Below are 3,210 nucleotides of genomic sequence, written 5' to 3'. Positions count from 1 at the left end.
GCACAGGAAAAATAGACTAAAACTGAGTCAGAAGATGAGCGAACACGTGATCGAATATCACTGGAATGGGTGATCGGAAAATATCGGAATAACTGATCGGATGTCGCCGGAACAGATGATCGGATACGTCGGAATCTGCATCATGGCGAAATTTATGCGGTGAATCGTCCCTCGGGCGGTGCCTGTTTTACGATTATTCTTCCCCTGCCGCCCGCTCCCGCGCTGGAGGAACCTTTACAGGAGGACGCGTAAAAACTTTACTTATCATCGACGACGAAAAACATATTTGCCGGTTTTTACGCGCGTAGCTTGAGAGCGACGACATCAAGGTCTTCGAGGCGGAAACCTTGGCCCGCGGGTTAAGCACCGTCGCGGCGCGCCAGCCGGATTTGGTGATTTTGGATCTGGGGTTGCCCGACGGTGTGACCTTTATCCGTGAATTCTGCCAATGGAGCGATAAACCCGTCATTGTCCTGTCCGCGCGCGTGGGCGAAGACGACAAAATCTAGGCGCTGGATGCGGGGGTCGATGATTTTTTGTGTAAGCCATTCGGCATGGGGGAGCTACAGGCCCGGGTGCGGGTGGCGCTGCGCAGAGGCGAAAATGCGCGCGAACAGGTGATAACCTTTGACGATGTGATGGTCAATCTCAGCGCCCATACCGTGACGCGCGCCGGCAACGATCTGCATCTCACGCCGCCGGAATTCAGGCTACTCGCCCTGTTGGTGAGCAACCCCGGTAAGGTGCTGACACAGGCGCATATCCTGCGGCAGGTCTGGGGCCCGCCGGCGGACAATAGCCAATATCTGCGTATCTATATGGGGCATTTGCGTCACAAATTGGAAGCCGATCCCGCCCAGCCGCGGCATTTTATTACCGAAAACACGGTGGGGTACTGCTTCGTCTAACCGCCGTCAGCGTGTCCGTAGACCGCTGCGTTGCGAATGCAGCGACGTAGCCGCCCGGTCTTTCGTTGAACGTCCGGCACCGCATGAAATGCTCTTGCATTAAGATATATCATAGATATATTTTCAATGGAGGCTATCCGGGTGCGCGGCGGCGGTTTGGCCGCCCTGAAGAACAAAATGTTGCTATCCCTACTCCGCCGCGGGCGGTGACGGGCGGCGTAATGCTTACTATCCCCCGCCGCGGGGAAAAAAGGAGTACAAGCGTGTCTATCATTGAGAAGGATCACCCCCGCCGACTGCCGCAGCGCATTCGCCATGAGCTGCGTTTCCGCCATGTTGCAGTAGTGGAAAAGACATTGGTGGCACAGCGCTTTTACCGCATCGTTTTCAGCGGTGACGCGTTGGCCGGCTTCCTTTCGCCCGGTTTCGACGACCATGTTAAGGTGTTTTTCCCGGATGCTACCGGCGAATTACGGCTACCGACCGTCACTGAACAGGGGATCGTCTGGCAGGACGGCGGCTCGGGATTATACGCCGCTGGATTTTGACGCCGTGAGTAACCGTCTAACGATTGATTTTTATATCCACCCAGGCGGCGTGGCCAGCGATTGGGCCAGCCGGGCGCAGCCGGGAGACAGATTGGTGCTGGGCGGTCCGCGCGGTTCGCTGGTGGTGGCGGAGGATTACGCGTTCCAGCTTTATGTCTGTGACGAAACCGGCTTGCCGGCTTTAAAACGCCGGTTGCAAACGGCACAGGCCGCCGATATCCGCCTGTATCTTCTGACCGATGCCGCAATAGGCCAGGCCTATCTGGGGGATATCGGCGGGGCGCAGGTCACCTGGCTGGGCAACGGCGACCTGCCGGGCGCGCAGGATCCCACCGCGCTTATCGCCACGTTGGACGCGCTGGCATTGCCCGATGAGGACTATTTTATCTGGTTGACGGGGGAAGGGCAGCGGGTGAAACGGCTCAGCGATTATTTCATCGGCCAGCGCCGGCGGGATGACGCTTATGTGCGCGCGGTGGCTTATTGGCATCAAAAGTAACCCCAATGCCCCGCCATTAGCCTGCCGCAGCCCGTGTTGAATTTTAGCGGACGGCGGACTACTATCAACCTCCTTTAATGGCAGGCCCGGACAGGCGATGAAACCCGATCACAGCGCTTCCCCGCTGATCCCCGACAACGAGCGCCGTGCCACGTGCGCCAGCGTGCGCCGAAAACGGCGGGAAAAGATGCTGGCCGCCAGCGAAATGCGGCTACTGATCCTGCATTTTCTCGCCCAGGGGCCCGCCCACGGTTATGAACTTATCAAAGCCATCGAGGATCTTTCCAAAGGCGAATATACCCCGAGCCCCGGCATTATTTACCCTAATCTGACGTTGCTCGAAGAAACGGGCTGTATTCGCGTGCAGGATGTGGGTGATAAACGTAAAGCTTATGTGGCCGCCCGAAAAGGCACTATTTTGCTACAGGAAAACCAGGAGCGCGTAACGAATATTATAAATCGTTTAACATCATTAACAACTCTGGTCAATAATCGCCGCCTTCCTGAAGTTGAACGGGCAATTCATAATATGAAATCCGCGCTTAATACGCGCCTTTCACAAGCCAATATCTCCACGTCAGCTCTGCATGCCATAATAGATGCGTTGGATGAAGCCGCCAAAAAAATAAAACGCAGTTGATATGTAAGGAGTTAATGTTAATTCCTTTTCCCGGTGTTGTATTTTTCGGCTTAAATGAGTGCGGTTAATTACTCCCCTAAACCAAAAAGGTTTAGGTGGGAAATATAAACGGTAGTTTTCCCTTCCTTTTATTGGCGTTATAGTTTTGCCAATTATTGCATTTCGCATTATTCGCCGGATGGAATATATCAAATCACAAAGAAACGGTCCCCTATGATTTACGCTCAGCCATCGAATTACTAGAAAAAATAGACGGTGAATTTGTCAGCACCGATACCGAAGTCGATCCCCACGCTGAATTGTCCGGTGTTTATCGTTATGTCGGGGCGGGGGGACCTGCGAACGTCCGACCCGTAAGGGGCCGGCCATGATGTTCAACAAGATTAAAGGTTTTCCCGAGGTGCGCGTGGTGACCGGTCTGATGTCCACCCGCGAACGCGTCGGCCATTTGCTCGATTGTGCGCCGGAAAAGCTGGGCTTTTTGCTGCGTGACTCGGTTCATCGTGCCATCGTGCCATCGTTGCCATCGTGCCATCGTGCCATCGTGCCATCGTGCCATCGTGCCATCGTGCCATCGTGCCATCGTGCCATCGTGCCATCGTGCCATCNNGNNNT

At 55.0% G+C, this 3,210-nt stretch carries 1 protein-coding gene and 3 pseudogenes; all 4 read left to right on the top strand.

The window, feature by feature from the left end:
• Positions 1–263: 263 nt before the first annotated feature.
• A pseudogene (locus tag ACMX3H_RS04325) lies at positions 264–908 on the top strand (response regulator).
• 221 nt (positions 909–1,129) lie between these two features.
• Positions 1,130–1,955 (top strand): annotated as a pseudogene (locus ACMX3H_RS04320) (siderophore-interacting protein).
• Between the two features lie 97 nt (positions 1,956–2,052).
• The gene (locus ACMX3H_RS04315) at positions 2,053–2,595 is read left to right on the top strand and encodes a PadR family transcriptional regulator (RefSeq protein WP_415209935.1); all 543 of its coding nucleotides are present in this window, start codon (positions 2,053–2,055) and stop codon (positions 2,593–2,595) included.
• 185 nt (positions 2,596–2,780) lie between these two features.
• Positions 2,781–3,100: pseudogene (locus ACMX3H_RS04310) on the top strand (UbiD family decarboxylase); the annotation flags it as partial.
• Positions 3,101–3,210: the final 110 nt, after the last annotated feature.

Source organism: Sodalis sp. (in: enterobacteria) (assembly GCF_047607725.1).
Lineage (GTDB): Bacteria > Pseudomonadota > Gammaproteobacteria > Enterobacterales > Enterobacteriaceae > JBLKSS01.
The sequence above is the reverse complement of the archived record's forward strand: the minus strand, read 5'-3'. Positions and strand labels throughout refer to the sequence as shown.